The sequence below is a fragment of the Geosporobacter subterraneus DSM 17957 genome, assembly GCF_900142145.1.
Taxonomy (GTDB): Bacteria; Bacillota; Clostridia; order Peptostreptococcales; family Thermotaleaceae; genus Geosporobacter; species Geosporobacter subterraneus.
Window position 1 is genome coordinate 1 of the sequence record NZ_FQZV01000036.1, and the last position, 25,097, is coordinate 25,097.

28 protein-coding genes are annotated in these 25,097 nt (G+C 39.4%); 27 read left to right on the forward strand and 1 reads right to left on the reverse strand.

Features of this window, described 5'->3' with window-relative positions; all coding sequences use genetic code 11:
• The first annotated feature begins 574 nt into the window (after positions 1–574).
• From BUB56_RS12930 to BUB56_RS12965, 8 genes are all read left to right on the forward strand, one after another.
• Positions 575–1,963: a VanW family protein gene (locus BUB56_RS12930; RefSeq protein ID WP_110941731.1), complete on the forward strand. Its 1,389-nt coding sequence runs from the start codon at positions 575–577 to the stop codon at positions 1,961–1,963.
• 93 nt (positions 1,964–2,056) lie between these two features.
• Positions 2,057–2,395 carry a YtrH family sporulation protein gene (locus tag BUB56_RS12935; RefSeq protein WP_110941732.1) on the forward strand — a complete coding sequence of 113 codons (339 nt, stop codon included), beginning with the start codon at positions 2,057–2,059 and terminating at the stop codon, positions 2,393–2,395.
• Positions 2,383–2,850, forward strand: coding sequence for a hypothetical protein (locus BUB56_RS12940; protein ID WP_110941733.1), 468 nt, complete (start codon positions 2,383–2,385; stop codon positions 2,848–2,850). The genes BUB56_RS12935 and BUB56_RS12940 overlap by 13 nt, the downstream gene beginning before the upstream one ends.
• A 187-nt stretch (positions 2,851–3,037) precedes the next feature.
• The gene (locus BUB56_RS12945; protein ID WP_110941734.1) at positions 3,038–5,515 is read left to right on the forward strand and encodes an MASE3 domain-containing protein; all 2,478 of its coding nucleotides are present in this window, start codon (positions 3,038–3,040) and stop codon (positions 5,513–5,515) included.
• A gap of 58 nt (positions 5,516–5,573) precedes the next feature.
• The gene (locus BUB56_RS12950) at positions 5,574–7,202 is read left to right on the forward strand and encodes an amidohydrolase (RefSeq protein WP_110941735.1); all 1,629 of its coding nucleotides are present in this window, start codon (positions 5,574–5,576) and stop codon (positions 7,200–7,202) included.
• Between the two features lie 729 nt (positions 7,203–7,931).
• The gene (locus BUB56_RS12955; protein ID WP_110941736.1) at positions 7,932–8,546 is read left to right on the forward strand and encodes an RNA polymerase sigma factor; all 615 of its coding nucleotides are present in this window, start codon (positions 7,932–7,934) and stop codon (positions 8,544–8,546) included.
• Positions 8,528–9,106 carry a TetR/AcrR family transcriptional regulator gene (locus BUB56_RS12960; RefSeq protein ID WP_110941737.1) on the forward strand — a complete coding sequence of 193 codons (579 nt, stop codon included), beginning with the start codon at positions 8,528–8,530 and terminating at the stop codon, positions 9,104–9,106. The genes BUB56_RS12955 and BUB56_RS12960 overlap by 19 nt, the downstream gene beginning before the upstream one ends.
• A gap of 46 nt (positions 9,107–9,152) precedes the next feature.
• The gene (locus BUB56_RS12965) at positions 9,153–9,395 is read left to right on the forward strand and encodes a DUF2651 family protein (protein WP_110941738.1); all 243 of its coding nucleotides are present in this window, start codon (positions 9,153–9,155) and stop codon (positions 9,393–9,395) included.
• Positions 9,396–9,428: 33 nt separating this feature from the next.
• On the opposite strand, the gene BUB56_RS12970 is transcribed toward BUB56_RS12965, so the two are convergent.
• Positions 9,429–9,635, reverse strand: coding sequence for a DUF4177 domain-containing protein (locus BUB56_RS12970; RefSeq protein ID WP_110941739.1), 207 nt, complete (start codon positions 9,633–9,635; stop codon positions 9,429–9,431).
• A 124-nt stretch (positions 9,636–9,759) separates the two neighbouring features.
• On the opposite strand from BUB56_RS12970, the gene BUB56_RS12975 reads away from it, so the two are divergent.
• From BUB56_RS12975 to larE, 19 genes are all read left to right on the forward strand, one after another.
• A complete protein-coding gene (locus BUB56_RS12975; protein ID WP_110941740.1) occupies positions 9,760–10,209 on the forward strand; it encodes a hypothetical protein in 450 nt (149 codons plus the stop codon).
• Positions 10,210–10,287: 78 nt separating this feature from the next.
• A complete protein-coding gene (locus BUB56_RS19445) occupies positions 10,288–10,464 on the forward strand; it encodes a hypothetical protein (RefSeq protein ID WP_190014500.1) in 177 nt (58 codons plus the stop codon).
• A 736-nt stretch (positions 10,465–11,200) separates the two neighbouring features.
• On the forward strand, positions 11,201–11,965 hold the full coding sequence (locus BUB56_RS12980) for a L,D-transpeptidase family protein (RefSeq protein ID WP_110941741.1): 765 nt from the start codon (positions 11,201–11,203) through the stop codon (positions 11,963–11,965).
• Positions 11,966–12,059: 94 nt separating this feature from the next.
• Complete coding sequence (locus BUB56_RS12985; protein ID WP_242946354.1) at positions 12,060–13,169, forward strand: amidase domain-containing protein; 1,110 nt, start codon at positions 12,060–12,062, stop codon at positions 13,167–13,169.
• A gap of 159 nt (positions 13,170–13,328) precedes the next feature.
• Entirely contained in the window at positions 13,329–13,682 is a 354-nt protein-coding gene (locus BUB56_RS12990) for a putative signal transducing protein (RefSeq protein ID WP_110941742.1), read from the forward strand.
• 260 nt (positions 13,683–13,942) lie between these two features.
• Positions 13,943–14,161 (forward strand): DUF1450 domain-containing protein, encoded by a 219-nt coding sequence (locus BUB56_RS12995; RefSeq protein ID WP_110941743.1) that lies wholly within the window; start codon positions 13,943–13,945, stop codon positions 14,159–14,161.
• 263 nt (positions 14,162–14,424) lie between these two features.
• Entirely contained in the window at positions 14,425–14,748 is a 324-nt protein-coding gene (locus tag BUB56_RS13000) for a TMEM165/GDT1 family protein (RefSeq protein ID WP_110941744.1), read from the forward strand.
• 103 nt (positions 14,749–14,851) lie between these two features.
• Positions 14,852–15,382, forward strand: a complete 531-nt coding sequence (locus tag BUB56_RS13005) for a flavin reductase family protein (RefSeq protein ID WP_242946356.1) — start codon at positions 14,852–14,854, stop codon at positions 15,380–15,382.
• A 168-nt stretch (positions 15,383–15,550) separates the two neighbouring features.
• On the forward strand, positions 15,551–16,225 hold the full coding sequence (locus BUB56_RS13010; RefSeq protein ID WP_110941745.1) for a FadR/GntR family transcriptional regulator: 675 nt from the start codon (positions 15,551–15,553) through the stop codon (positions 16,223–16,225).
• Positions 16,226–16,614: 389 nt separating this feature from the next.
• Entirely contained in the window at positions 16,615–17,259 is a 645-nt protein-coding gene (locus BUB56_RS13015) for a bifunctional 4-hydroxy-2-oxoglutarate aldolase/2-dehydro-3-deoxy-phosphogluconate aldolase (RefSeq protein ID WP_110941746.1), read from the forward strand.
• A gap of 13 nt (positions 17,260–17,272) precedes the next feature.
• On the forward strand, positions 17,273–18,295 hold the full coding sequence (locus BUB56_RS13020) for a sugar kinase (RefSeq protein ID WP_110941747.1): 1,023 nt from the start codon (positions 17,273–17,275) through the stop codon (positions 18,293–18,295).
• A 26-nt stretch (positions 18,296–18,321) separates the two neighbouring features.
• Positions 18,322–18,705 carry a VOC family protein gene (locus BUB56_RS13025; protein WP_110941748.1) on the forward strand — a complete coding sequence of 128 codons (384 nt, stop codon included), beginning with the start codon at positions 18,322–18,324 and terminating at the stop codon, positions 18,703–18,705.
• 164 nt (positions 18,706–18,869) lie between these two features.
• The gene (locus tag BUB56_RS13030; protein WP_110941749.1) at positions 18,870–19,190 is read left to right on the forward strand and encodes a cupin domain-containing protein; all 321 of its coding nucleotides are present in this window, start codon (positions 18,870–18,872) and stop codon (positions 19,188–19,190) included.
• Between the two features lie 231 nt (positions 19,191–19,421).
• Positions 19,422–20,912 (forward strand): tagaturonate epimerase family protein, encoded by a 1,491-nt coding sequence (locus BUB56_RS13035; protein WP_110941750.1) that lies wholly within the window; start codon positions 19,422–19,424, stop codon positions 20,910–20,912.
• A 477-nt stretch (positions 20,913–21,389) separates the two neighbouring features.
• Entirely contained in the window at positions 21,390–22,154 is a 765-nt protein-coding gene (gene yqeC / locus BUB56_RS13040) for a selenium cofactor biosynthesis protein YqeC (RefSeq protein ID WP_190014502.1), read from the forward strand.
• 25 nt (positions 22,155–22,179) lie between these two features.
• Complete coding sequence (locus BUB56_RS13045; protein WP_110941752.1) at positions 22,180–23,205, forward strand: molybdopterin-binding protein; 1,026 nt, start codon at positions 22,180–22,182, stop codon at positions 23,203–23,205.
• Between the two features lie 51 nt (positions 23,206–23,256).
• Positions 23,257–23,424 carry an XdhC family protein gene (locus BUB56_RS13050; RefSeq protein WP_110941753.1) on the forward strand — a complete coding sequence of 56 codons (168 nt, stop codon included), beginning with the start codon at positions 23,257–23,259 and terminating at the stop codon, positions 23,422–23,424.
• Between the two features lie 50 nt (positions 23,425–23,474).
• A complete protein-coding gene (yqeB, locus tag BUB56_RS13055; protein WP_330392642.1) occupies positions 23,475–24,284 on the forward strand; it encodes a selenium-dependent molybdenum cofactor biosynthesis protein YqeB in 810 nt (269 codons plus the stop codon).
• Positions 24,285–24,289: 5 nt separating this feature from the next.
• Entirely contained in the window at positions 24,290–25,090 is an 801-nt protein-coding gene (gene larE / locus BUB56_RS13060; RefSeq protein WP_110941755.1) for an ATP-dependent sacrificial sulfur transferase LarE, read from the forward strand.
• The last annotated feature ends 7 nt before the right edge of the window (positions 25,091–25,097 follow it).

Below are 25,097 nucleotides of genomic sequence, written 5' to 3' on the forward strand. Positions count from 1 at the left end.
CATGAGAACTTCTGTAGAACGTTTCTTTGGTGATGGCAAAGAACATTATGCCCTGAATAATCTTAGAGTTTCAGGGATTAAAAAATCGAAAGTATTCATGGATTTAACCTGTATTGCCATCATCGCATCTAAGATGGTAAAGGCTGATAAGAAATTGAATCATGCAGCATAAAACTAACAATGTAAAAATGGGAGGGATGCATTCATAATAAAAATTGAAAAAACTGTGGATAACTTAGTTTTATAGGGGTTGTCTAACCTTTTTTAGGGTCAATTTGGGATTTTTCACAGATTTTTATCCACAATTTCAATTTTTGAATTATGCAATATCCTCAACTGGTAAAGATGTTTTTCTTTTTTTAGCTGAAGAAGAAAAAATTGGTCTGAGATTTTTTGAATAAAATCTGTAATAATGTTTATATTCTTTCGTCTAATAAATAGTGGGTATAAAAATAATATAGAAAGAATAACGAATGATTCATATTTATAGGTGCAGCTGAAATATACATGATAGGACAGGAAGTACAGGTTGTGAAGCAATCGAAAGAAAAATAGAGGAAAGGGGAATAAGTTTATGATAAAGATTGTCAGTAAAAAGAATATTTTACTGTTAATATTGATTTTGTGCGTTAGTCTGGCAATTCCCGCATACGGGTATAGTATAGAAACCATTGGTCGGATGAGCACTGTTTTGCCGAGAAATGTTTGGATCGAGGAGCTGCATCTGGGGGGAATGACTTTAGAGGATGTGGAAAAGGCTATTGATGAAAAAATAGAGACACAGTTAAACAAAAAGATTATGATCATCTTTGAAGGCGTACCGGAGAACCAACAACGGGAGTTTACATTGGATCAGTTGGGATTTGCCTTTGATACAGAAGATATTAAGGCGCAAATAGGGGCGATTCTGGATAATGAGATGGGACTTTTAAGTAGATTTAGTCAATACAGAAGTATAGAAGAAAAGGGTGAAAGATTTACCATAACTTATAGCTTTGATGAAGATCTATTTAAAGAAGCCATGAAGACATTTGACGATTCAACTCTAACAAAGCCTAAGGATGCACGCTTTGTATATCAGGAGGGAAAGATTATTATTCAAGAAGGTACAACCGGCTTCGCTTTTGACCGGGAAAAATTAGCAGCGGAGATTATGGAAAATGCACTAAAGGAAGAAAACAGTACCTTTTATCTGACATTAAAAGAAGTTCAGCCTCAGATTTCAGGTGATATGCTGCGGCAACAGGGTGTGCAAGAAAAGGTAGCTAGCTTTACAACTACCTTTGATGCAGGAAAAGTAGAACGATCCTCCAATATACGATTAGCTGCAAGTTTTATTGATGGAAAGGTACTTGCTCCAGGTGAAGTTTTTTCCTTTAACGAAGTTGTAGGTAAAAGAACAACTGCCCGTGGATTTAAGGAGGCAGGGATATATGTAAATGGAAGGCTGGATACTGGCGTTGGCGGAGGGATTTGTCAAGTATCCACAACTCTATACAACGCAGTGCTAATGGCGGATTTGCAAGTCGTGGAGCGCAGCAGCCACAGCTTGACAGTACCTTATGTACCTCTAAGCCGGGACGCTGCTATTGACTGGGGAAGTAAGGATCTAAAGTTTAAAAACAATACAGACGCCTATATTTATATACGGGCAGCCGCTGGAAAAAATAGCGTTACCTTTGATCTGTTCAGCACAAAAACAGGAAAAGAAGTGAAATTGACTTCTACAGTCTTAAGTAAAACAGAACCAACCACAAAGTATGAAGAGGATGCTGCCCTTGAGATGGGTAAGGAAGTTGTCAAAGAAAAGGGACAGATAGGGTACAGATCTCAGTTGGTTAAAACAGTGTACCAAGATGGAAAAGTGGTTCGCTCAGAAGTGGTTTCCACAGATCGTTACTTGGCAGCACCAAAAATCATCAAAATAGGAATAAAAGAGCTGGAACAAACAAAACCGGAATAACGTTCCGGTTTTGTAATTTGTGTATGTCTTGTGATAAGATACCGCTGACAGTCATATGCTATACTAACAGACTTTAGAGAGGCAGGTTTTGAGATGTTTCATTTTACCGCCAATCTTATATATAATTTTTTTATTGCCTTTGGAGTCGTTATAGGCGCAAGTGTCTTTGCAGGACTTAGTGCGTTACTCAACAATCATCCTCCGCTTAATACCATGATAGATGTCTCCCAATCTATCAAGATTTGGGCTGTAGCAGTAGCTTTGGGAGGAACCTTTCCTTCCTTTGAAGTGATAGAGCAAGGAATCATAAAAGGTGAAATGAAATCGGTAATCAAACAGATTATCTATATTTTCACTGCGCTAACCGGCGCCAATCTGGGATGCATATTCATTAAACTGCTTCGGGAGTGTACTCGGTTATGGGGAGAGTAAAGAACAGAGGGACAGCCCTTTTTATTGTTTTTATTACGGGGATGATTATAGGAGGCTTAATTGGAATCCTGAGCATCAGTACATTCGTTAGCTATCGGCTGGATCAGGATCATGAGATTATCACGGAGCTGAAGAATACGATAGAAGACAAGAATTTAAGGCTGGAAAAACTGGAAGAATCCATCAACCAACAGAAAATTATCCTGAAGGAAATCCAGGTTGAATTGGTTTTTGAAGGTAACGAAATGGATGCAATTACTTTAGAAAAGCATATAAAAGAAAAATATGTAAAACTTATAGGAAAAGAAGTGAAGGATATAGATATCGACCTCATTGAAGCGATTATCGACCGTAGAATTATGAAGGTTAACGGAAAGGAGTACCAGTTATTCGTGGAAAAGATCCACTTAACAGATATTCTTAGAATATGGATAGAAGTAAAGATTCTAGAATAAATGATCCATCAGCCTGGTATCCCCATACCTATGCAGATGGATATTTTTATGTATTGCATCTCATCTAAAATAATTAATAGACTGGTTAATTTGGTGAAAGAAGGGAAAAAATGTAATTTATTGAATTATTCCTATATCTGGTCAAAATACGAATATTTGCACTTTGGCGGGGAAAGGAGTAACAACCATGGAAGATACAGAAAAGAAAAGAAGCTATATTGGATATAATGATACATACAAGTGGATTGAAGGACATCAGGCTGGCAAAGGAAAAATCTTCAGGCAGCTTCCTGCTGCTCTATTGCTGGCTGGATTCATTGCTTTAAGCTTATATGATTATAGACTCTACCACAGCGTGATAGAGTTGACCGGGGCAGTTGTTGCTTTTACAATGGCCACTATAGCGTTCAATACCTATCATATCAATGAGAATAACTGGCTGATTTTTTTAGGGATTGCACAAGGATTTGTAGCCATATTTTTCATTCTGCACATTATTACTTTCATGGAATCCAATTATTATTATGTGTATCATTACAATCTGTCCTCCCAGTTTTGGTTAATTGGCAGTGGGATGGAATATATATCCCTGTTGATTTGCATGAGATACCTAAGGTGCAAAATTAATTTTAATAAAGTATTCATAAGCTTTTTAGGGATCTCCACAGCATTGCTGCTGCTGGTATACCGAGGGAATATGATTCCCGAAAGCTATATCAATAGCATAGGTTTTACGGCTTTCCAATATATGCTTGAATACCTATTACTCGGCATTTCTATTTTTGCCCTCCTGCTATTTATAATGAATCAAAAGGAAATGTCAGAAAATATTTCAAAATATATGATAAGGTATTTTTTGGCCACACATACTGCACAGATCACTTTTTTATTTTCAGGGGAAATGGGGGACATTACGCATCTAGCAGGACATATTTTTAAAGTAACAGCGGTCTACTGTATGTACAAAGCCCTAGTGGAATCCAGCCTAAGGAAACCCTATGGTCTGTTGCATCAAACGAATCAGAGACTTTTTTCAGAGGTCATGATAAGGGAAAAAACAGAGATGGAGCTCAGAAAGGAAAAGAAGGAGCTGAAGGGGATTCTAGATGCAGTTGGAGACGGAATTATCGTGACCCATAAAGATGGAACCCACATACATTCAAATAATCTTTTTTATAAAATGTTTAACCTCCCATATATGTTTGATACAGAAAGCTGCATAGGGTTGGTAGAGATCGGTAAAAAACAGTTTATTGATCCTGATGAGTTTGAGAAAATAACAAAACAGATTTGGGATATGCCCAATGAGTTCACCGATTATTTAGAAACAAAGGATAACAGATTAATTGAAAGGGTATCCAGACCTTTGATCCTGGATGGAGTTTTCTATGGAAAGGTATGGAGTCATCGGGATATCACCGAGAAGGTGATTGCAGAGCAAGCGCTAAGAGAGAGCGAAAGGTATCACCGCAGACTGATTGAATTATTGCCGGATGCTGTGATTTTGCACAAAGGGGAGGAGCCTATTGCGGCAAATAGTGCAGCATTCAAACTGATGAATTGTACAAATGTGGAGGATATAAAAACCCATTTGTTTTTCAACCTCCATTCCGATTGTAAAGAGCGGGCTGCAGAAAGATTAGCAAAATTAACTGCTATGGAAACCACTGTAGACTTTATCGAAGAAAAGCTTATTCTCCACGATGGTACTGTCATCGATGTTGAAATAGGTGGAACATCCTTCCGTCAAGAGGACGGGATGTATATCATCAGCGTGGTTCGGGATATCAGCGAGCGAAAAAAGACGGAGAGATTGCAAAAAACAGTGATAGAAAAGGATCGCCTGTTAGATGAGGCTACAGAATATGACCGCTTAAAAACTGAATTCTTTTCTACGATTTCACATGAATTGAAGACACCCCTTAATGTAATATTAGGCAGCGTCCAACTGTTGAAAATGAGAACCAGTGTAAATGCAGACTGTGCATATGGTTCTTCTCTGGATAAGTATACTCGAATCATGATGCAAAACTGCTATCGGTTACTAAAGCTCATCAACAATCTCATTGATATTACCCGGCTTGATTCAGGGTTCATGCGGCTAAATCCAGTCAATAGCGATATTGTCCGTATTGTGGAAGATATCACGCTATCCATTGCTGACTTTGTGGAAACAAAGGGGATTACCCTAATCTTTGACACGGATATCGAAGAAAAAATTATTGCCTGTGACGGCGATAAGCTGGAAAGGGTTATGATGAATTTGTTATCCAATGCTATTAAATTTACTCCCTCAGGGGGGCAAATAGAAGTGGTGGTTCATGATAGCGATGATTGGGTCGTGATTACCGTAAAGGATACGGGAATAGGGATTCCTCAAGATAAGCAGGATATCATTTTCGAAAGATTCCGACAGGCAGATGGGTCTTTGCGCCGGGAAAAGGAAGGCAGCGGAATTGGGCTATCCCTTGTGAAATCTCTGGTGGAGCTTCATGGGGGAACTGTCGCAGTTAAGAGCATTGTGGGTAAAGGCAGTGAATTTATCATCCGACTCCCGGCAGTACTGATCACAAGAGAGGATAATGGAGAAGCTGAGGCTGCTGTAGTGCAGGAGATCAATGTAGAAAGAATAGATATAGAATTCTCTGACATCTATGCCTTGTAAATCTTTCTTTCTATAGGTATGATAGGAGTACGTAGAAATTCAGAATAGGAGGTGAAGCATGGATCGGATTTTTTATAACGGCAATATTGTAACCATGGATGAAGAAAATCCAAAGGTAGAAGCAGTAGCAGTACAGAATGGCAGGATTGTAATGCTTGGAAAGAGTGTAGATGTAATGGCGTTAAAAGATCAGCACACAGAGATGGTCAATTTAGAAAATAAAATGATGGTACCGGGATTTAACGATAGTCATATGCACTTGCTGCATTTTGGAGCGAGTTTGCAGCAAATAGACCTTTCAGGCACAGCATCCATAGAGGACATCCTTCAGAGATGCAGAGATTTCGCAGAAGGAAAAAGCTTTAGTCTTAATAGATGGATGGAGGGAAGAGGTTGGAATCAGGATTATTTTACGAACCACAGATTCCCCACACGATATGATTTAGATCAGATCAGCACTGAATATCCGATCCGACTGGCCAGAGTCTGTGGACACGTGGCCATCGTGAACAGCACAGCATTAGAAGTCATGGGTATCACAAAGGATACACCTCAAATCCTGGGAGGTCATTTTGATGTGGATGAATCCGGGGAACCCCTAGGGATTTTTAGAGAAAATGCGCTGCAATTGATTGATGCACATATACCGGAGCCAAAGCTTGAGGATATTAAGCAAATGATTTTGGATGCTGCAGCCCTAGCCCTGAAGCAGGGAATTACCTCTGTTCAAACCGATGATTTTGGTGCTCTTGCAGCAAAGGACTTTGAAAAGGTTATACAAGCTTATAAAGCATTGCAAGCAGAAGGAAGGCTGCCAATAAGAATATACGAGCAGTGCTTGCTGCCAAATCTTGAGGACTTGAAGAGATTCCTGAAGCTGGGGTATTGTACGGGAAAAGGAGATGAGTTTTTTAAAATTGGTCCTCTAAAACTGCTGTGTGACGGCTCTTTGGGTGCTAGGACTGCCTATTTAAGAGAACCCTATGCCGATGCTCCTGAAACCTGCGGAATCAGTGTTTATACTCAGGATGAACTGGATCAACTGGTACTGATTGCGCATAATGCAGGGCTTCAGGTAGCCATCCACTGTATCGGAGACAGGGTTATGGATATGGCTTTCAATAGCATCGAAAAAGCACAGAAGATCAATCCTAGGAAGAACACCCGGCATGGCATCATACACTGCCAGATTACCGATGAAGTACTGCTAAACAGATATAAAGAACTAGAAGTAATTGCACACATACAGCCCATTTTTATACATTATGATCTGCATATGGTAGAACAGCGGATTGGAAAAGAAAGGGCAAAGACTTCCTATAATTGGAGAACCATGGTGGAAAAGGGTGTTTATGTTGCCTGTGGCTCTGATTGTCCCGTAGAGCCTTTAGATGTGATGCCTGGTATCTATGCTGCAGTAACACGAAAGGATCTGAACGGATATCCACCCTCTGGGTGGATGCCGGAGCAGCGTCTGACGGTTCAACAGGCACTCCACGGCTTTACAATGGGAGCAGCCTATGCTTCCTTCGAAGAGGATTTCAAGGGTTCAATATCACTTGGAAAGGCAGCGGACTTCACCGTTTTATCAGAAGACATTTTCACGATTGATCCTGATCAGCTTAAGGATGTAGAGGTATTGATGACTATTATAAACGGAGAGATTAAATATAAAAAAGATGTATAGATGGAGACAAATATTCATAAAATGAAGGCAGTGTGCTTTAGTTATTTTTTAGAGAGCTTGCTGCCTCATAGATAAAACAGAGGGAATTCATCTTAGAGTTCCCTTTGTTTTATAAAGATTGCCGTTTCTCTTTTTAAATTTCATAAAAACCCTATCTGCCCAGAGCTTAGGAAATAATGTTCAGTGATACTTTATACATGGGTTATTGTTTGTCTACAAAACGGCCATGCTCTTGGATTGCCATCTCTCTAAAGTGATGCACCAGCATCTCCAGGTGACGGCCGAGCGCTTCTCCTTTCATGGGAAGACCATGGCTCAATATTGCTAAAGATGGTTTTAGTGAAGCAATCCTTTGAACAGACTGCTCAGCCTGATTGATTTGAACACAATAAAAATGAGAATACAGTGACTTTGTGGCACTAAAGGGGGACTAAAATGCCTCATCACTATATTCTCACTAACTATATTTTGGCCAGATAATAGAAGTTTATTCATTTACAAAAAAATAATTTAGAGATTTAGGATAAAGAGAGGTTAAATTATTTGATTTAGATAATATTGTGGAGCTGCAACCTATTGACTGCTATACAGGATGATGATATCATTTTACTGAACGGTGTTTTGTACATTGTTCAGTTTTGAGACAAGAGATAAAGACAGGTGTTTTTACTGCATCATAAGATATGAGAGAGATGTAGGTGGTATAAAGCAGACAAGGGGGCATTGGTTGTGAATAGAGATGAACAGGAATTGATGAAAGGTTATAGAAACGGTGATCCTGTAGCTTTTGAAAAGCTGGTAAAACTATATGAAAAGAAGATTTATCATATTGCCTACAGTATGTTGGGTGATCGAGATGACGCTTTAGATATAACACAAGAGGTATTTATAAAAGTCTACAAATCCGCAGTAGGTTTTAAGGGAAGCGCTGTTTTCGCTACATGGGTTTGTCGTATTACGGTCAATGCCTGTATAGATTTCATCCGAAAGAAAGGAAGGCATAAGTATTACTATTTAGACAGAGAATTAGAAACTACAGGAGGATGCACTAAAATAGAGATTATGGATCCGTCCAAAACTCCTGAAGAAGTGATGGATGTCAAGGAGCTAGGGAGCATCGTAATAGATGCAATAAAAGAACTTCCGACGGATCAGCGTAATATTATTATTATGCGGGATATCCATGCATTGTCCTATCATGAGATTTCCAGAACTTTAAATTGCTCACTGTCTGTTGTAAAAAACAGGCTTCATAGAGGAAGATCTGCTTTAAAACAAAAGCTCGCCTCAAAGGATACTGAACATCTTCACACAGGAGGGTATTTATGGCAAAAAGTGAATTAGAAGCAAGGGAAAAAATGATTGCAGTCACCACAGAGCTTATTAAACAGTATGGAGATATCAGCAAAATTACAATCCGCGATATAGCTGAGCAGTCAGGAGTCGGCATCGGATTGATCAATTATCATTTTCAAACGAAGGAAAAGCTTATAGAGCTCTGTGTACAACGAATTGTAAACCAGTTGATAGATCAGTTTGAACCCTTATCCCATAGCCTGGATATGGAACCCATTGAAAGGTTGAGATGTATTTTCAAATCAGCGGCTTCGTTTATCGTAGAAAATCCAGGAATATCTAGAATTTCAATGATAAATGATTTAACGGCAGGTTTTATTGGAGATAATAGCGATCAGGCAGCCAAGGTATATTTGAAAATCCTAAAAGAGGCCTATGGTGAATCTAAGACTGATCAAGAAATCTATATGATTATGCATATGCTCATGTCTTCAATGCAGGTCGCATTTTTGAGAAATAATGTGATAAAAAAACACACGGGTATAGATTTTGCCAATAGAGAAAAAATTGAGAAATTTATCGATAATATATTTGATTGTATTTTTTAGGTACTGCAAGAGAAACAAGCAATATCAATTTATGAGGTGATATGAAATGGAGTTTTTGATGGTGATGCTGATCTTTCCTGTCTTATCTTTTATATTTGGAATCATAGGTCAAATACTGACAAGAAAAATCTATATCCCGGTATGTATAAGCTTTTTAGGATGGCTAATGGCAACTTTTTTAGTGTTTAATGAGACTTTTTTAATATGGGTTTTTATTTATTCTGTATTAACGTTGCTAGGCAGTGGTTTAGCAGGTTTTCTTAAGAAAAAAGACACAAAAGGATTCTAGCTAAGGCATGGGAATCTAAAGCTATTTTTTAGATCATATGCCAGCGAAATAGATATTATTTTGTTTTTCAAATATCAATTCACAATGGTTTGCTGCACCATAGCCGGATGTAGCAGGCGCAAATACCTGAACCAGACGCCAACCCTCCCTGGCGTGCCTTTCAATTACCTCGTGATGGTCTTCCTTAGGTTTTCTTCCCCAAGTACTGAGATCAATTTTTACAAACTTATATTCGTACATAACTTTAGAAGTCTTAGGACAGGTAACCAGTATTTACAGTAATTTTTTTAAGGAATTGAGTCAAGAGACGACTAATCCTAAGGATCTTGTGCTCTAAGCTTGGCAATGGAGGGAGAGAATAGAGATGAAGCTGGTATATCCTTTGCTGTTTGCGTTACATATATTTGTAGGAGTAGGAGCCCTATTTGGGGGTATGGCTGCTATTCTTAATCCTCAGGAGCCGCTGGGAATGCCGGTTGAGGCTTTGAAAAATGTGCCTTTTACCGATTATTTAATACCGGGAATTATTTTATTTACGATTATTGGCCTTGGAAATATCGGCAGTGCATTAACAATGCTTTTTAGATCAGGTTTTCAAGGCTATATAAGCAGTATTTTCAGCTGGGCTTTAGTCATTTGGATTGTTGTCCAATGTATCATGCTGAAGGGAGTCCATTTTCTGCATGCATTATTCTTTATCATCGGGGTAATAGAAGCTGTTTTATCGATAATTGTTCTGTTTGAACAGCGTTTGTTCCCAACAAATATGCTCCTAAAGCTTTATCAAGAAATAGGAAAAGGGAATCAAACTTAAAAGTTGATATACCGGAGTTTTTAATTGTATCCTGTACTAGACAACAGCAGAATAAGCCACGGATGAGGAGAGATTGAGATGGCAGAGATATTCTTAATCATAATCGGCATAGGTTATCTGATTTATAAGGTGGCCTTCGGAGTGCCTAAAGATATTAAAAAACTTGAAGATAAAGTTGACCTATTAAAATTGCATCTTCAGGAAATTGAACTTAAGTTAAATCAAATTGATAAAAAGCTAGACAGGAATGAATGAAGGTTTTCTGTCACTTCTTTATTGTAATAATCATAGGACGAATCCTTGCGGGAGGAATTTTGCTTTCATAAACCTTTTATTTTCAAGTGTTAGGGCAATGCCAATCGGAAGTGCTGTTATGCTGTTCTATGCTATGATTACCATTTTTATTGCCAATGTGGCAAATTCTAGATCAAAAAATAATAAAGAATAGAATTTTGTGTAATAAGAATTATCCTTATTTTGCAGGGTGCAATGATGAAAAAAGTGCTTCTAGTTATTTGTGCGTCATAAGGCTGAACCACGGAGGCGTGGTTCCCTACCGTTGAAATATGTCATTTATGGGTAGTGGCGGGTTTCCATGCCCGCCATCAAGGTTTTATCTATTCGGTTGGGCACGGAGACCCAACCCTACATCAGAACCCTGCTATTCTGCTGGTCTGTAGGGTCGGTGGACCCGGTCCGACCGCTAATGCCGCATTATTCCCATTAAATGTCGCAGTTACAGGGCAGAATAATAAATATGATGGCTGATCATTTACTTTTTATAACTGCATAAACGTCCATTCTATTATATCGAACAGCTGTGAACTAGCCTAATATCAAGAGTCTAATGGATATATGATGTTAACTTCAAAATGTATCCAACTGCATGGTAAATCTATCGAATAGAGAGCACATGCCTGTAGCACAGAATTCATAGTAATAGCAATAGAATTCCTTCGCATATAATGAAATATGCAGAGGAGGGATTCAATTGAAAAAGTGGTTCTTGTGGACAATGATTTGTCTGACCTGTGTAACATTGTTATTATACAGTGGCAAGTTTTTTACATATACAGGGAATAAAGTAAAGCTGAATATTCCTATTCGAATCTCTCAAGAAAATGAATATGTAGCTTGGGAAGAACAGGTTATACGTGATAATCCCGATTATAATGCTCTAGCAATATTCGTGGATATTTATGAAAACACGCTGACTCTATTTGACTATGAGAAAAACGAGATCTTAAGAGAATACGATATAGCCATTGACAGCAATTCCGCTGCACTACCGATCGGAACGTGGCAAGTAGAAGCAAAAGGTAAATGGAAAGATGGATTCGGCCCAAGGTGGATGGGCCTAAATGTACCCTGGGGTAATTATGGAATACATGGTCTTACCAATGCATCCGACGATGGTATCGTGATTGCCAGTGGATGTATTCAAATGGGCAACGCAGATGTAGAAGAACTGTACAGTATGATTAAGGTAGGTACTACTGTTTTTGTTCATGGTGGTGTGTTCGGTCCCTTTGATCATGGCTTCCGTACAATAAAACCGGGCGATCGCGGTGCCGATGTATATGCAGTACAAAAACAGATGAAGCAAGCAGGTTATTATCCCCATGAGATTGACGGGATATACGGGGAGAATATGAAAGAGCTAGTTAAGAAATTCAGGAAAGACAATAGAATGCAGGAAAGCTATGATATTGATGAAGAATTTTATAATACGCTGGGAATAGAACTCTTTGAATAAAGTTTCTGTAAAGATTTACAGAAACTTTTAATTTTTATCCTAGCCTGATGAATCTCCACATATAATCTTATAGGGATTCAAAGGAGGGAATGTAGTGTACTTATCAATATACAGAAAAAAACCGTTAGCTCGGCTGCTGCTTATTTTCACTGTCTTAGCAGTGTTGACATCAGGGGGATACTATCTAAATAGGCTCACACAGGCGGTATCTGCTGAAGTAGAAGAAGAGTTGGAAGATGTAATTATGCAGATTTTCATTCGAAGAAGTCAGGCTATGCTTCAAAAAGATCAAACTGCTCTAGAAACCCTATATGACCAGGATACGAAGCTTGGCATATGGGCACTGGAATTTGAAAAGAAAAAGATGAAGTATCTTCACGACTGGGCTGATAAGCAGGGTGTGAGATTTGTTAATATCGGAGCGAAGACAGTTCTCAGAAGTGTCAAAGAAAAAGAATCCATATACAAGTGCAATCTTTTAGTGTCTACAACCTATCAATATGTATATGTGGATGATCCTTTAACTGTAAACACTTTTCGAATTGGCACCTATCATTCGCTGGATATGATTAAAAATGAGAACCAGCAATGGCTTATTCGAAAAGAATGGTATTCTGATCCCTTTTCCAATTCATTGTATTTAGCGCAAGAAAAAAGGGAGAATATACGTGAGTATATCCTTGCACAAAAACCAGATCCGACGCCTTTAATGGAAAGAAGAGCTAATGCTATGACTTATGCGGACCAATACGCAGGGGCAGCAAAGGAAAGTGATTTTGGATATAATAAAAAATATAAAAATTATAATCCCTACGGCGGAGACTGTGCCAACTATGCCTCCCAAATTCTATATGAAGGAGGAAAATTTAAGAAAACCTCTGCCTGGAATTATGAGAAAGGCGGCAGTAAGGCCTGGGTGAACGCGGAGGCATTCAAAAACTACATGCTTTACAGCGGAAGAGCATCCTTGGTTGCCCATGGTACTTATGAAAAAGTCTATAAGGCAGCCTATCAGTTAAAGCCTGGAGATTTTGTAGCCTATGAGAAAGGTGGAAAAGTAATACATATCTCTGTAATATCAGGAGCGGATACAAAAGGCTCTGTACTGGTTAATTCTCATAATACAGACAGGTATAGAGTTCCATGGGATTTGGGGTGGAGCGATAAAGGAATCAAATTTTGGCTGGTGCATGTACATTTCTAGGTAGAACCTAATACTTATAAAAGCATAGGCCATATAAGTTATCCCATTTACGATTGACATGAGTATCCCAGGGTAAATATCTTAAAAAGCAAAGAATTTCTGTCTGCAGCAACTAAAAAATCCGCTTAAGGTATTGTAAACGGAGAGGAGGAAAGGCCTATGCCTTGGTGTCCGAAGTGTAGTACCGAGTACCGTAATGGGTATGAGAAATGTCATGATTGTAAGGTGTCACTGGTGCAGGATGAGCCAATAATAAAAAAAGAGTCTACGCCGACTAGGAACGGGAACTGGGTTTTGTTAACTACAGCCCATGGAGTAGAAGCGAGTTTGATGGTTAGCCTGTTAAGTGACAATAACATACCTCCTTTCACAAAACAGCGAGGAATTGACTCTTATCTACAAATCGTAACGGGAGTATCGAATAATGTAGAAATATATGTACGAGAAGGTGATTTGTGTAGGGCCCAGGAACTGATCGAGGTGATGTTAAACCCAATAGAACCTGAGATCTAGCATAAGAAGCATAAGAAAAAAATACTGGTTTAAAAGCTTTTACTTTTGAAGTCAGCTTTTGAACTAGTATTTTTTTAAATGTTGTTCAAGTAATTACTTGAAATGTAAAAGACAGAAGTTCATACTCCAAGTTAAAAGTGCTTTGTTGTGTTCATGGGAAAAGATTAAGTATAAGAATTTAATTCATGAACCTTGTATAATAACTGCCCTACACACAATAATATTTATAGAATAAGCTTCATTAAAAAGGAGAGAAAATAATGACAAAGATTAAAGTGTGTCAAAATAATTATGGCTATGACACGAATGAAGTAATTGAAAAGATTAAAGATGAAAGACCTGAGATTGAGATTGAAGTAGCGGCCTGCTGGGGATACTGTGACGATTGTGCCTCGGGGCCTTATGTTTTTGTAGATGATGAAATGGTACAAGCCGATTCTCCAGAGGATTTATATGAATCCATATTAGAAACACTATAAAAGAAATATCCATTTCAGCATCCATTGCAAAACAGGGAAGCCTATGATATAATACAACCGATTGGACGATAAAGGGGAGTAGCAAGTGATTTTCACTAGATAAAGTCAACATGCTGGCGATGTGCCTGGCTTTATCCCACTGGATGGATGCGAGACCTTTAACGTGAGTGCATTATTTTTTGCCTCAGGTTAAGGGTCTTTTCTTGTATCTTTATCAGAAATATCATTTTTAAAAGAAATCAACAATACTGGAGGTATGTTACATGAACTGGAAGCTTTCTTTTGTGGCCTTTACAATGCTTTTTTTAGCTGAACTGGGAGATAAGACACAGTTAGCTGTATTTACCCTGACGACCCAGCATAAGCAGCCCTTGCCGATTTTTATAGGTGCATCTCTGGCTTTGACGCTGGTAACATTTATTGCTGCATACTTCGGTAACTACATCACTAGATATGTACCAATTCCTATACTTCATACAGTGGCGGGACTTTTATTTTTTGGTATGGGTATACTGGTTTTAAAGGAAGCATTGCCAGTGTTTTGGACAACCTATGCAAAGAAGTTCTTATTAGGAAGAATAAATTAAGATATATCTTGGGATTTTTCGGGTAGAAATGAATATGACGAGTCTAATGAATATAGATAAATACAGGACTTGTCCTATGAATATATAAAGGAGTTGAGGGATTTTGGAAAAGAGAATAATTGAGTTTCCGCAGCACGCAGAGAAGTTATTGGAAGTTCTAAAAAGCGGCCGGGTACTGCTAGTAGCACAGGGACATGAAGGGAAGCCTAACCCCATGACCATTGCATGGGGCAGCATCATGTTTGCATGGGGTAAACCTATATTTGTGGCGATGGTCAGAGATTCCAGACATACCTATAAGCTCTTAGAGGAGAGCAATCATTTCACAGTAAATTTCTTCGATGAAGGATACAACAAAGCTATGGGCTTTTGTGGAACAAAATCAGGTCGTGACTATGACAAGTTTAAAGAGACAAATTTGACACCTATCAAAGCAAAGGCTGTAGATTCTCCTGTCATTGAAGAAGCCTTTCTACATATGGAATGTAAGGTTGTATATAAACAGGAAATGAATCCAGAGGCATTAGATCCATCTATATTGGCAGCCCACTATCCAAAGGATGTAGCTGAAAAAACCTATCATACCTTATATTATGGGGAGATTGTAGAAATGTATGGGAACATAGCCCAATAAGAGTTGTAAAAAAAGGCTGCAGAAAAAGTAAAATCTGCAGTCTTTTAGCATATTATTACGGAAATGATTAGAAGTCACCATGATTCTACACGAAAGAAATGCATGCATGCCTGCTAATTTATGATATACTACCTATAGAGTAAAGCATGCAGGGAGTGTATAAAAACTATGTTCGAAAAAGTACTACTGTCAGAGAAAGTAGCGAATAATATAAAGAAGATGATTATCGATCATGAACTAAAGCCCGGTGATAAGCTGCCAAATGAGATAGATTTAGCAGAAAAGCTCAATGTTAGCAGATCTACTATTCGAGAGGCGATCAAAATTCTTATTTCTATGAATATTTTAGAGATCCGTAGAGGAAAGGGTACTTTTGTTTGTGAAAAGCCTGGGATTGCAGCCGATCCATTAGGGGTTACCTTCATGAATAAGAAGGATCTGCTCCTGTACCTGTTTGAAACCAGGCTGATTATTGAGCCTGAGATGGCAGCGCTGGCTGCTGAACGGGCTTCACAAAAGAATCTGGACAGGCTGCAGACGGTATTCCACAAAATGAAAGAAGAAATCCTGCAAGGTAAAGATCATACAGAAACGGATATAAGCTTTCACAACATTATTGCGAAGAGTACGCAAAATCCTATTATTCAAAGAATTGTACCGATTATTAACGATTCCATTAAAGAAGGCTACCAGGAGACTAAGGATATTCCGGAAAGCGGAGAAAAGGTAATTATATACCATGAGAAAGTATTGGAGGCCATTCTCCAAAAATCCCCTCAACAGGCCAAACATTATATGCGTGAACATATCTTAAATGGTATGGAGCAAATATCGAGAAAGTAGAAAATTGCCAAGTAGATACTGTTCCTTTAGATGAATGCTATAGTAACAAATTGAATAAGTTATCCAATAAAAAAAGGTGCTGATCAGCACCTTTTTTTGTCTAGGGAATTTACTGTTTTATAATTGCAGATCATTTATAAAACAGTAAATTCCCTAGACAATGGGGTTTGCAAAGGGGAAGCCCCTTTGCTGGTTTAAGGAGGGTGCTCAGGCTGACTTGCAGCCGTCGAAGGGAACTATAAGTTTCCCTAGCGAAAACAATAATTGACAGAAGAAAAAAATAATAATTCATACAAAAACCTATTGCATTTTGGAGTGTTTTTCGATACAATAAAGCCATAAGACATCAGACAACGTTTTCTCCCGGAAATTATATGGAGGTGTAGTATATGAAAAGAATTGAAACGATCAAAAAAATCGTAGAATGTGGCGTAGTTGCTGTAATCAGAGCTGAATCGAAAGAAGAGGGTATGAAAATCGTAGAAGCTGTGAAGAACGGCGGTATTAAGGCCTTAGAAATTACGATGACAGTACCGGGGGCAGTGGATATAATCAAAGAGCTTTCACAGGCCTATAAGGATGAAGATGTGATTATTGGTGCCGGTACAGTACTAGACCCTGAAACTGCGAGAGCTTGTATTTTGGCAGGGGCTGAATATATTGTAAGTCCAAGCTTAAATCCTGAGACAGTAAAACTGTGCAATCGCTATAGAGTACCTGTAATGCCTGGAATCATGACAGTTAAGGAAGCTGTAGAAGCATTGGAGCTAGGGGCAGAGATCGTTAAGGTATTCCCTGGCAGTGCATTCGGACCTTCTATTATCAGTGCGTTCAAAGGACCTCTTCCACAGGGCAACTTCATGCCTACAGGCGGAGTAAACCTGGACAATGTTAAGGATTGGATTAAGGCTGGTGCTGTAGCAGTAGGTACTGGCGGTGATTTAACAAAAGGTGCAAAAACAGGAAATTATGAATTAGTAACAGAGACGGCTGCGAAGTTTGTAGAAGAAGTTAAAAAGGCAAGAGGAAAATAAGGAGGAAATTAGAATGGGTAAATTTGTTACTTTCGGAGAAATCATGTTGAGATTGGCACCTATAGGCTACGACAGATTTGTGCAGTCCAAAGAGTTTGGCGTAGTATATGGAGGCGGAGAGGCCAATGTTGCTGTATCTTTAGCAAACTATGGTAAAGATGCATATTTTGTAACCAAACTGCCAAAGCATGAAATTGGCCAATCTGCAGTAAATGAACTTAGAAGATATGGTGTAAACACCAGCTTGATTACTAGAGGTGGAGACCGTGTAGGGATTTATTTCTGTGAAAAGGGAGCATCCCAAAGACCCTCTAAAGTAATCTACGATAGAGCGCATTCAGCGATTGCAGAAGCGAAAAAAGAAGATTTCAACTGGGAAGAAATTTTTGAAGGAGCGGAGTGGTTCCATTTTACAGGAATTACACCAGCTTTATCCGATAATTGTGCTGAGATTACCCTTGAAGCAGTAAAAGCTGCAAAGGAAGCCGGCGTAACCGTAAGCGTTGATTTAAATTATAGAAAAAAGCTTTGGTCCACAGAAAAGGCCGGCAAGGTTATGGGAGAAATCGTAAAATATTGTGACGTGGTGATTGCCAATGAAGAAGACGCTGAAAAAGTATTTGGTATCAAAGCGGAAGAAACAAATATTACCAGTGGACATTTAAGTGATGAAGGATACAAAAAAGTTGCCCAGGAACTGGCAGATCGTTTTGGATTAAAATATGTGGCCATTACCTTAAGAGAGAGCTTCTCAGCTTCTGACAATGGTTGGTCTGCCATGATGTATGATACGAAAGAATTCTATAAATCAAAAAGATATGATGTTCGTATTGTAGACCGTGTAGGAGGAGGAGACTCCTTTGGTGCAGGTCTAATCTATGGATTGTCTTCCGGCATGAGCAATCAGGATGCTTTGGAATATGCAGTTGCAGCTTCTTGCTTAAAGCATACGATTGAGGGAGACTTCAATCTAGTATCCATAGAAGAAGTAGAGACTCTGATGAAGGGCGATGCTTCCGGAAGAGTGCAGCGATAATAATTCATCGGAAAAGGGATGAGAAGATGCTAACTTTAGAACATGTGGGTATCTGTGCTAAAGATACAGTGAAATTAAAGGATTGGTACGTAAAAGTATTTGACTTTAAGATTGTATATAACAATCAAAAGGAAATGCCGACATTCTTCCTGCTCTTAGAGGATCAGAGCATGATTGAAATATACCCTGCTGAACATTCGACAGAACAGGGAACAAATAAACACCAAGGCGTCAGACACCTGGCTTTTGGTACCAATGATATAGAAAAGGAATACCAAAATCTTCAAAGGCATCAGGTGGAGATTGTTGAGGAATTAAAGATCAACCCCAATGGTGTTGGGACAGTGTTCTTTAGAGATATTGAAGGAAATATCCTCCATTTTATTCAAAGACCAGAGCCTCTTTACTAATCAGGAACAAGGAGCGTTTTCCACCTCAAGCTCCTCCCCTAAATACCCCCTTCAACTGGCAGAAGGGGGATTTTATCTTTGTTTAAAGACCCTATGCAAGATAGTAAAAATCTGATATATTTACTCTGAGATATACATTATTACAGGAAAAAGGAGGGACTCACATGTTTTTTAGAAATGAGGAAGCATTGATCAGAAAGCCTGCTGAAGGTGTTGTGTTGAAGGTGGTTAGCTATGGCGGCGGCTTAATGATGACAGAGGTGACCTTTGAAAAAGGGGTAAGCTTGCCTGTACATGCCCATGTTCATGAGCAAATTACTTATATTGCAAAAGGGAGTTTTGAATTTACTTTGGGAGAAGAGACCAAGGTAGTCAAACAGGGAGACAGCATATACATACCCAGCAATATGCCTCACAGTGTGACAGCATTGGAGGATGCAGTTGCCGTAGATGCATTTACCCCTCAGCGAGAGGATTTTAAATAGAATAAACAGATAAAAAGTCTTGGGGGCATCCTCAAGATTTTTTGATAAATTGCCCGAAAATACAAAAAGTGTTGTTAACGTGTGCATCTCTGTGATATGATTAGCACAAAAGAAGAAAATGTACTGAATATATTTTTCTGAACCGGAAAAATTCAACAAGAAATGCACACGTTAACAATACGAGAAATACAATATGTTTACATGCAAATTAAACCGAAGGAGGAAGAAAAAATGGATATTTATGAAAAAATTGCAGCTGCCCTGAAAGATAATCGACATAACATTCAACTGGATGGGGTGAAAATTTACCCTCAATCCTATGTTGAAGTGGATATGGTTAAGATGATTATGGTAAAAGCTGCAGAAAAAAAAGTAATCTTAGCCCAAGGGAGCGGGCCCCTTTTCCAGGAGCTAGAGGGAGAAGCCTATGATGATTACAAGGTTTGTAATTGCAGTCATCTAAATCGGGTAGTATTAAATAAATATCTTCCTTATACGAAACCAAGTGCTTTTGGAAAGGAGATTGCAACGATTGGACTGGGAGACCGCCTCGGGATTGCGTCACCTGGCCATATTCAAGCAGTGAAAGGAAGGGAAATAAGGCCAATCTTAGCCCAGCAGAGTATACGGGAGTTAAATTTAACTAACAGAACCTATAGAAATGTATTGGATGCTGCCTGTTTTGCTGTTTTCCAAGAGGGTTATAAGGATGGTTTTGGCGCAGATGGTGATCATCTGAAGACAGAAGAGGATATTCAAAGTGCGTTAGATTTAGGTTTTACCATGATCACCCTTGACTGCTCAGAAATGATAGATAATACCATAGATAAACTAACAGATACTGAGGTTGAAGAAAAATATTATCAGTTGCCTCAATCAGTTCGAGAGCGATATGAAACCAGATACTTAGATAAATGCTTCGAACTTAGGAACAGCAAAATCTGCTTCAGTAAAGAAAACTTAATGAAAAATGTATTGATTTACGGTGCTGCTGCTGATTTTATTGTAGCAATCTATGAAAAACAAATCAAACACAGAGATCAAAAAATAGATTTTGAAGTATCAATCGATGAAACGGTAACGCCTACTACACCGGAGGCCCATTACTTTGTGGCCAGGGAAATCTATGACCGGCAGGTGGATATCAATAGCATGGCTCCAAGATTCTGCGGTGAATTCCAAAAGGGTATAGACTATATCGGTGACATACATCAATTTGAAAAGGAATTCCAGGTGCATGCAGAGATTGCTGACCATTTTGGATATAAGATCAGCATCCATTCCGGAAGTGATAAGTTCTCTGTATTTCAGACTATAGGCAGATACACCGAGGGCAGATTTCATGTGAAGACTGCGGGTACCAATTGGCTGGAGGCCGTGAGGGTAGTTGCAGAGAAAAATCCAAATCTCTATAGAAAAATGCATCAATATGCCTTGGAACATTTTGACGAGGCAAGGGCTTATTATCATGTGACTACAGATATTGAGGGGATTGTTCCTTTGGAAAAAGTAAATGATCATGAACTGAGTCAATATATGAATGAAAACAACGCACGACAGCTCTTGCATATAACCTATGGGATACTGCTTCAGGCGAAGGATGCATCAGGGCAATATTTATTCCGCGAGGACTTTTTTTATACACTTGAACAGCATGAAGCAGAATATGATGAAGCTTTGAGAAAGCATATTGGGAGGCATCTAGAGCAGCTTGGAAAATAGAAGAGCATGACCTATCCATAATGGAGTTATGTTAATAGATTATGTAAAATGAACTATGGAACATAGTTCATTTTACATATGTTGTGAAAGCTATGTACAAGAAAAATTATTTTCCCAAAATCCCTGTGTGTTATTCCAGTGCAAAGCACATAGGGATCCAACTGGATCAGGAAGAAGTTTTTTGTGATGAATCTTGTCAGTGATATTTGAGGAGAAAACAGCTGACGTTATTTGTACCCAAACTGCTGATGGGGCAATAAAATAATAGGCGTGATTAAAATTGGGGAGGTTTGGGTGTATTGATTAAGACCGAGAAAGTTTATAAATTTGGAATTATAGGATGCGGAAATGTTTCTCGTAGAAAAAACTATAATCAGGGGTTATATTCTTATATATTATGATTACAGATTTCATTTAGAATGAAAAAAAGATATAATAAAGAAAAGAACGTCTAAGAAAGAGATGTGAAATGCGATTTTGTATAAATTTATTGACTTTTTCCCGCCTAAAGTCGGTGAAGTGATTGCTTTCGTAGGATGTGGAGGAAAAACTTCTCTGATCGAAGGGATTATTACAGAATGGATGGATAAAGGCCTGCCGGTACTGCACACAACAACGACAAAAATCTACCCACCAGAAGGAAGAAAGATTATTCTGGGTTCTGATCTGCATAGGTTGGCAGAAGATCTTCGAAAGGCAGGAGATGCTTTGATTACAGCGGCAGCGGCATATACCTTAGAAGATGAATGCAAACTGCTGGGGCTTCCCATAGGATGGTTCCCAATGCTGAAGCAAGTATGTTCCGACTATGGTATCTTTGTGGAAGCCGATGGCTGTCGTGGACAATCTATTAAGCTCTATGATGACCATGAGCCCTGTCTTCCTTTTGAAGCGGATAGGATAATCATATTAACAGGAATGGATGCCTTTACCTGCAGCAGGATTGCAGAAAAAGCGCATCGTTATTTCCTTCTGCAAAAATCCTTTCCAGATATAAGCTCCTATTCCCTTCAGGAGCGGGTAGAAATATTATTCCATCCCAAAGGATTGGTCGGGAAGCTGCCTAAAGCTATTTCCAAAACTCTTTTTCTAAACAAAGTAACAGAAGAGAATCTGGAACAAGCGAAAATGATTGGAGACCTATTGCTGGAAGGGGCAGGAGCAATGTTGAAAGGAGTAATGATAGGTAATACATATGAAAAACCCATGATTTATGCGTATAAAGAGCAGGTATTGAAGTAAGGGGTTTGGTGAAAGGGGTAGTCCAGTGAAGAGTAAGAAGGTAAAAGTTGAGGATGCCGTTGGGACAATACTATGTCATGACATTACGGAGATTGTGCCGGGAGAAAAGAAAGGCAGAGCATTTAAAAAAGGGCATAAAGTTACTGCAGAGGACATAGATAAACTTAGAAGGCTTGGCAAAAACCATCTGCAGGTGATCGATATGGACAAGGATGATGTCCATGAGGATGAAGCAGGTATATTTCTAGGCAAGATATTAGCTGGAAGGAATGTAGAAGCCTCAGAGCCTTCAGAAAGCAGAGTAAACCTATTTTCTACAGTCAATGGATTGCTAAAGGTAAATGTAGATGCTTTGATTGCATTGAACACCTTGGATGATGTAGTTGCATCTACTCTGCCGAACTACACCATTGTAGGCAAGGGAGAGATGATTGCCGGGACAAAGGTAACCCCGCTGACGGTAAAAGGGAATATTCTGAAAGAAGCAGATAAAATCAGAAGGGAAGCTGGAGAAATTGTCTCGGTTCTTCCTTTTAAACCCTTAAAGGCCGGACTGGTTATTACGGGAACCGAAGTTTATAAAGGCTTGATCAAAGATGCTTTCCGTCCTGTATTGACGGAAAAGATAGAGAGGCTAGGCGGAACAGTAACCTTCGTTAGCTTTGTTCCCGATGATGAAGAAGTGATTAAAAGCAAAATCCTGGAAGCGGCAGCGGAATGCGATGTAGTATTAGTTTCAGGCGGAATGGCTGTAGATGCTGATGATGTGACGCCAAAAGCCATTGCCTCTGTATCGGAGGTTATCAAATATGGGTCTCCAGTGCTGCCTGGGGCCATGTTTCTCATGGCTTATATGAAAGATGACACACCCGTGATTGGTATACCTGCCTGTGGAATGTACGCAAAGGTAACAATACTGGATTTGGTGTATCCAAGGGTAGCCGCAGGCGAAAAAATTCGTAAGGAAGATATTATCAGGCTGGCTAATGGAGGCCTGTGTAGAAGATGTGAGCCTTGTCATTATCCAAATTGTTCATTTGGGAGAGGATAAAGATGAGATTGCCTTAGAGGCCGTGATCAATCGGGGGCTGCCTAAATTGGCATGGTAGGCAGCAAAAATAAAAAGGAGCATGTAATGACCAATCTTCAGCAAAAAGGCATTTCTAAAGAAGTTTTAGGATCTGTATACGCACCAGGCGGGCTCAAATTGGGAGGAGAGACGCCTATGGATATTGCCTTTAGCATTCTGGCTGAAATACAGTTGACCTGACATCAGGGAAAACTGGAACATATAAAAAGTCTTAAATAGGATTGAGGATAATGAACATGAGAGTTAAAGAACTGGTTATCATAAAAGGGGCAGGGGATTTGGCAACGGCCGTAGGACATAAGCTTTTTCGATCCGGATTTTCTGTCATCATGACAGAAGTTTCACAGCCTACCTGTGTGCGGCGGCAAGTATCCTTTGCCAGTGCAATCTATGAGAAAACATGGAGTGTAGAAGGGATTACTGCGGAGGCTGGTGAATCCTTGGAAGAAACCATGCAGATATTAGGTAAGGGAAGAATACCTATTATCATTGATCCCCAGTGCAGCATACAGGTCAGCTTGCAGGCGCCCTACCTTGTAGATGCCATATTGGCAAAGAAAAACACTGGAACTAAAAAGGAGGATGCCCAGGTAGTTATTGGATTAGGACCGGGCTTTACGGCAGGTGAGGATGTGGATATTGTTGTTGAAACCAACAGAGGCCATAACCTAGGGAGAATATATTTTGAGGGAAGTGCTGAAGCAGACACTGGTATTCCGGGGGATATAGATGGATATACTCAGGAGAGAGTACTCCGGGCTCCCCAAGAGGGTTTTATCCGACATATGAAAAACATAGGGGATAGGGTTTCTGTTTCAGAGGTGATTTCCTTTGTGGGCGAACAGCCAGTTCAGGCAGGAATAGAAGGCCTGATACGGGGATTGATCCATGAAGGTATATACGTGAAATCCGGTATGAAGATAGGTGATGTGGACCCCAGGGGAAATTTCGAATATGTTAATAGTATTTCAGATAAGGCAAGGAATATAGCAGGTGGTGTATTAGAGGCCATTATGATTAAAAAAAATGGAAGGAAATAGTTTATATGCAGAAGAAATACAATCGATTAGTTGAGATCATCAAAGATATGGAAAGTGTAGTAGTTGCTTTTTCAGGAGGCGTAGACAGCACGCTCTTGCTAAAAGTTGCTCAGGATACTTTGGGGGATCGGGTGATTGCCGTAACCATTACTTCGCCTTTTCACGCCAAATGGGAGGAGACGGAAGCCAGGGAACTGGCAGTTAAAATTGGGGCAAAGCATATCATGCTGCCAAAAACCTTAGAAAATGGGGCGTTAAAGTATAATCCGGTCAATCGGTGTTATCTCTGCAAAAAAGATGTTTTTAGCGATATACAGGACTACGCAGCAAGAAATGGATACCAGTGGGTGGCTGATGGTACCAATCAGGACGATGCTGCAGACTATCGCCCTGGAATGCAGGCTTTAAGAGAATTAAACATAAGAAGCCCTTTACTGGAAGCTGGTATGACGAAGCAGGAGATTCGAGAGTTGTCCGAGAAAATGGGACTTACCACTTGGGATAAACCACCCTATGCATGTCTGTTGACACGAATTCCCTACGGTCAGGAGATCAAGGAGGAAGATCTCCAGCGGGTTGATCAGGCAGAATCCTACTTGATGAGTTTAGGCTTCCGACAGGTTAGAGTAAGACTGCATGGAAACATGGGCCGTATAGAGGTGGCTAAGGAGGAATTTGCAGAGATCCTTAAAATACACAAGCTGGAGCAAATCAACCAGGTTTTTAAAGAACTGGGCTTTCAATACGCAGCTTTAGATTTGGAAGGCTATAGAACCGGTAAAATGAACGATGGAATAGTGAGGTGAAGCTGTA